The sequence below is a fragment of the Fibrobacter sp. genome, assembly GCA_012523595.1.
Classification (GTDB): Bacteria; Fibrobacterota; Chitinivibrionia; order Chitinivibrionales; family Chitinispirillaceae; genus JAAYIG01.
Genome location: JAAYIG010000102.1, coordinates 1 through 4,821, shown reverse-complemented (window position 1 = coordinate 4,821; position 4,821 = coordinate 1). Strand labels below are relative to the sequence as shown.

The 4,821-nt window shown below is 42.8% G+C and carries 5 protein-coding genes; 3 read left to right on the top strand and 2 right to left on the bottom strand.

Annotation, left to right across the window (positions count from 1 at the left end; all coding sequences use genetic code 11):
• The coding region (locus GX089_06475) for a DUF2341 domain-containing protein (protein ID NLP02120.1) at nucleotides 1–941 on the bottom strand (941 nt) is incomplete at its 3' end.
• Entirely contained in the window at nucleotides 941–1,768 is an 828-nt protein-coding gene (locus GX089_06470) for a TIGR02147 family protein (GenBank protein NLP02119.1), read from the bottom strand. The genes GX089_06470 and GX089_06475, both read right to left, overlap by 1 nt.
• A gap of 971 nt (nucleotides 1,769–2,739) precedes the next feature.
• Between GX089_06470 and GX089_06465 the strand changes: the two genes are divergently transcribed.
• From GX089_06465 to GX089_06455, 3 genes are read left to right on the top strand one after another with little or no spacing between them, the layout of a single operon-like run.
• Complete coding sequence (locus GX089_06465; protein NLP02118.1) at nucleotides 2,740–3,885, top strand: hypothetical protein; 1,146 nt, start codon at nucleotides 2,740–2,742, stop codon at nucleotides 3,883–3,885.
• Nucleotides 3,886–3,915: 30 nt separating this feature from the next.
• A complete protein-coding gene (locus GX089_06460) occupies nucleotides 3,916–4,389 on the top strand; it encodes a pentapeptide repeat-containing protein (GenBank protein NLP02117.1) in 474 nt (157 codons plus the stop codon).
• Between the two features lie 31 nt (nucleotides 4,390–4,420).
• Nucleotides 4,421–4,702, top strand: coding sequence for a hypothetical protein (locus GX089_06455; protein NLP02116.1), 282 nt, complete (start codon nucleotides 4,421–4,423; stop codon nucleotides 4,700–4,702).
• The last annotated feature ends 119 nt before the right edge of the window (nucleotides 4,703–4,821 follow it).

Below are 4,821 nucleotides of genomic sequence, written 5' to 3'. Positions count from 1 at the left end.
TCAGCTCCATCCGATTTCATCGATGCATCGTTTTTCCCTGAAAGCATCCTTATCACTGTCAAGCCATCACCGCGGACAGTATCGACCCTGACCCATATCACTGCTTTGCCGGAAAGAGAATCCCATAATTCAATCTGGCAGGGGAGTGTATCTCCATGGCTGTTTGTAAAACGAATCCGGGGCATGTCATTTGAGGTTGTGCTGAAATCAAAATCAGATGAACTTAGTCTTATAAGTACCGGAAAATCGAGAATTGTCTCTGAGACCGAAGCCCCATCATCACTTGTGTTAAGAAAGATATTCTGGACAAAAGGCCAGGAGAGCCCGACTATCAGGGGCTCAGGTGAAGATGACTCCATTACAGTAACACCATAGACCTCTGTTTTAATCTCCGGATCATCTTCTGAAGAAAACCGGATTGAATATGTCCCCTCTGGAACGTCTTCAATTGTAAATTCTCCGGTAAGAGGATCGATTGCTGTAACTCTTTCCAGCCCATAGATCTCGGCAATCGCTGATGAGACTTCCGTGGAGGAGTTGACAGAACCGGAGATTGTCCCGGTTTTTTTCAGTACAGAACCTAAAGAGTCCGTATCACCTGAATCTACCTGAAATGAAACCAGTGCTGCATAACCTTGCCTGTCGTTTATCTCAATTGAGTAGCTGCCCGAATCCAGGTTGGTCAAGAGAACAGATCCTGAATTATCGGTGATTGTGTCAAGATATGCAGATGTATTTCCAGGAGAACCAGTCAATGGCAGATAATCAGAAGCTCTTAAACGTACTATCGCTCCTGCTGCCGGGGATCCGTCAGGATAGGCCGCCGCCACTGTGATACTGTTTGTCGTTTCAGAACCGGATCCCGGACCACCGGCAATATCCAGAGAACACTGGAAGAGAAGCACTGAAGTTGTTATGAATAAAGCAGCAAACGATCTCATTAAGACGGTTCCTTCCAGTTTTTACTGATTGGAAAGAGTTGAAAATTGACATGGTATACTCCGGTCGCGTTTTCCTCTTCGTTGGCAATTTTCAGTACCTCACGCCGGAACTCGGCAATTTTTTCCTTGAGCCTGGAAAACCCCTCCGGAGAAAGCGTAACAGTAGTAGTGGAAATATCACGTGATTCTTTACTGATCCTTTCCAGAGCCTCATATGCAAGATTGATCGTATCTTTCTGAAATATCCTCACTGCTATGTCATGACATTGTTCACCTGTGGTAATAAATCTGTTAGTCTGAACATATCTGTCATCCTCATTCTTCTTTATAAACCCCAGGCGCTCAAGCAGTGCTACAGCCTTTTTGGCCTCGGATGCTTTGATAGGGGGCACAAGAAGTCCGGCGAGTTCTTCATAATCTCCCCTGAATGGATATACCCCTATTAACTCCCTAATAGCGGTATAATACCACCGGGTGTAAAACTCATAGGCCCCCGCTTCAACCCTGCAGCACCCCGGCTCTTTAAAAGAGAGCAGCTTTTCAAAGTAAGTTTTTATCTGAATATCCGATTTTGCTCTGCCAAAGAAGACAAGATTAGTAAAATATTCTGACTGACGTTTGTTGAGTTTAAGCAGTTTAGAGAATCTGGGGATGGAATCCTCGGGGATATTTTTCTGGCCATTAAAGACTTTGACCAGAAACCCGGGGTCTATACCGGTCTTATCCTGGATAAATCTGTAAGAGAAGTTGGGATTTTTCTGATGCAGTTCTTCGTATATGTCTCTCAGGAATTTGCGGTAATCAAAATAGTCGAAGATATTAACCATGTGGGTGCCCTTTCAGATATTATATAATTTACTGTGATTTCGGGCATTAGCAATTACATGGATTATTAAAATGTAGTACTGATGGACTACAAGAGGGCCGGGGACGGACTATCTTTTTACTTTTTAGGTTTTTTGTTTCAGGCCTGAACCAACGCCCCGCCGCGATGCGAGTTCTCCGGTTCTGAGTCCATGTTTCATCTCCGGGGAAAATTAATGTTCTATATGAGATGTTTTTTGAATGTCCCAGTCACAAAAAGCTCACGATGCAAAAAGTTAAAAAAGGGGACGGACTATCTTTTTACTTTTTAGGTTTTTTGTTTCAGTCTCGAACCAATGAACCGCCGCGATGCGACTTCCCTGGTTTTGAATCCTTATTTCATCTCCGGGTAAATTATTGTTCTATGTGAGATGTTTTTTCGATGTTCCAGTCACAAAAAGCTCACGATGCAAAAAAGGTAAAAAACGGGACGGACTATCTTTTTACTTTTTAGGTTTTTTGTTTCAGTCTCGAACCAATGAACCGCCGCGATGCGGTTTTCTTGGTTCTGAGTCCTTATTTCATCTCCGGGGTAAATTATTGTTCTATGTGAGATGCTTTTTATATGCTCTATTCACAAAAAAAGTACCCGGAGATAAAATAGTGTATTAGTTGAAAGTCCTTAATTCATCTCTGAGGCAATTTATTGTTCTATGCAAAAGTAGTTTAGAAGTTCCAATCACAAAAACTCTCCTCTGAGAGATGAATCATTGCTCTGTTAATTAAAATTCTCTGTGCCCTGGGCAATCAATTCCCTCATGAGTTTAAGCTTTTCACGTTTATCAGTCCCAAAACACCATAATCCCAGATATTATCACTTCGGAAAACCCTCTTCCGTTTTTTTCCTTTTTTCTGGTTACATAATTTAATTGCCAACATTGAATCCATTCGATGTCCATAGGTCTGAATGGTTTGGCAGATAGGAGCAGGTGGTATGAGAAAAAGATTTCAAAATGACAGCGGTGGAGCCCTGGTGGCTGTGTTGGTGATGGCAGTTATCTTCAATTTCGCTTTTCTGGCTGTGAATTATACAGTTGGCAATGCTACGAAAAAAAGCGGCTTTCGAAGGATGAATATCAGTGCCATAAACATTGCCGAAGCAGGAAAAGAGCAGGCGCTTTCCTCTTTCCGTTCAGGCGGCATGGTTCCATCGGCAAACTCCACTGTTACACTTTTTGACAGTATTCCCTTTGGAAACGGGCATTATACTGTCATGGCAAGTACAGATGAAGATGCTGATACTGTGATCATAAGTTCCACCGGGTTTGTGAATGAGATCAGCAAGACAATCGTAGTTATTTGTCAAGTGGGTGATTGCCAGTCTCCTGATGATTCTGCGTACAATTACGGGATTATCTCGGGAGGGGGAATGACCTGGTCAGGTTCTGGTACCTGCAATACAGGTAGTGCCATGCTTCATACAAATGGCGCATTCCAAATGTCTGGATCGAGTAATTTCTACTGCGGTCTGCTTTCTTCTGTTGCAGGGATTACGATGAAAGGTTCGGGTGACATTGTGGGAAGTGCGATTGCACCAAATATTGCAATGTCCGGAAATGGTGAAATAACCGGCTCGAAGACAATAGGCACAGTCAATCAGGTGTCTATTCCGTCAATTGATCTGACTCCATACTACGAACATGCTCTCGCACATGGTCAAGTTGTCAACGGTATTCATATTACCGGCTCTTCAAGCACCGTAATTCCCGGAGGGGTTTTATGGGTAAACGGGAATTTCAAGTATTCCGGATCAGGAAATGTGACAGGCAGTATTATCGCTACAGGTTCGGTTACGATTTCCGGAAGCGGGAATTTTACAGCGGTAAACAGATATCCTGCAATAGTCAGCCGTGACAGTGATATCACGATGTCCGGGAGTGGAAGGGTGAGCGGATTGATATATGCACGAGTGGGAAATCTCAAGAAAAGCGGTTCCGGCGATGTAACAGGGTCTATGATTTGTGGAGGTGAATTTATTAAGAGTGGAAGCTGGAACACTTTGACATATATGAATTCGGCTCCGGTTGCTCCGAATTGCTCACAAAAAACATACACAGAAGTGGCATGGCAGGAGCTTTAATTTCTGAAAAATTCATCATGGAGGTGCTGGATGTCTCTTGCAATTTACAAGAAGATAATGATTGGATGGTTTGTAATAATGGCTGCTGCCGCTTCTGGAATTGCACAGGAAGAAGATTCGTTATTGTATAGTCAGCAGGATCTGGACAGATTGCTTTCCACAAAGGTTTGCACTTCATGCAATCTCAGAGGAGTTAACCTGGATAAAGTAAATCTGGAGGGAGCTGATCTGAGGATGAGTAATCTTTCTGAGGCTAATTTGACAGAAAGCAAACTTCTGGGAGCAAATCTGGAGGGGGTTAATCTCTGTAATTCAAATCTTACCGGGGCTGACATCAGCAGCGCGAATGCCAGCGGAGCGGTGATGGCAGGGGCAAATCTAAATGGATGCAAAATTAACGGATGCAATCTAACCGGCGCGGATATGACAGGATCCAATTTGACAAACGTAAATCTGGAAACTGCAGTTCTCACAGGTGCTATCCTGAAGAACATAATCAGGTAATCGAAAGTCACTCTGTACCTACTGCCGGATTATGGCAGATAATGACCAGAATATGGCAGGTCTTGATTCAGCCCTTGTCATATTCTGGTCATACTCATTTTCTGAAAAACACACTTACATCTTCATGTCACAACGTGAAAAGGTCACAATCAATGAGTTTAGAAATGTAAAAAACAGGATCCATTTTCGAAAGCAGGAATCCATTCAGAGCAGGAAATATGCCATAATCATAGGACTGTTTATTTTTAAACCATATTTTTTTGGTTTTTATGGAGATATCAGGAAACTTGAGTCTCTTTGGGATGCGTGCTGAAACGTCCTTGTTTCATCTCCGGGGTGAATTTATGAGCTTATTCAGGCTCATTTAAATTGATTAAGGGGTGTGCGGAATTTTTTGTGTAAACTGGTATATAGTGCAGGTGTATTTAATGC

Bases quoted from the DNA above. Each gene is read 5' to 3' on its own strand.
- GX089_06460 (NLP02117.1), top strand. From the start codon at position 3,916: ATGTCTCTTGCAATTTACAAGAAGATAATGATTGGATGGTTTGTAATA.
- GX089_06470 (NLP02119.1), bottom strand. From the start codon at position 1,768: ATGGTTAATATCTTCGACTATTTTGATTACCGCAAATTCCTGAGAGAC.
- GX089_06465 (NLP02118.1), top strand. From the start codon at position 2,740: ATGAGAAAAAGATTTCAAAATGACAGCGGTGGAGCCCTGGTGGCTGTG.
- GX089_06455 (NLP02116.1), top strand. From the start codon at position 4,421: ATGGCAGATAATGACCAGAATATGGCAGGTCTTGATTCAGCCCTTGTC.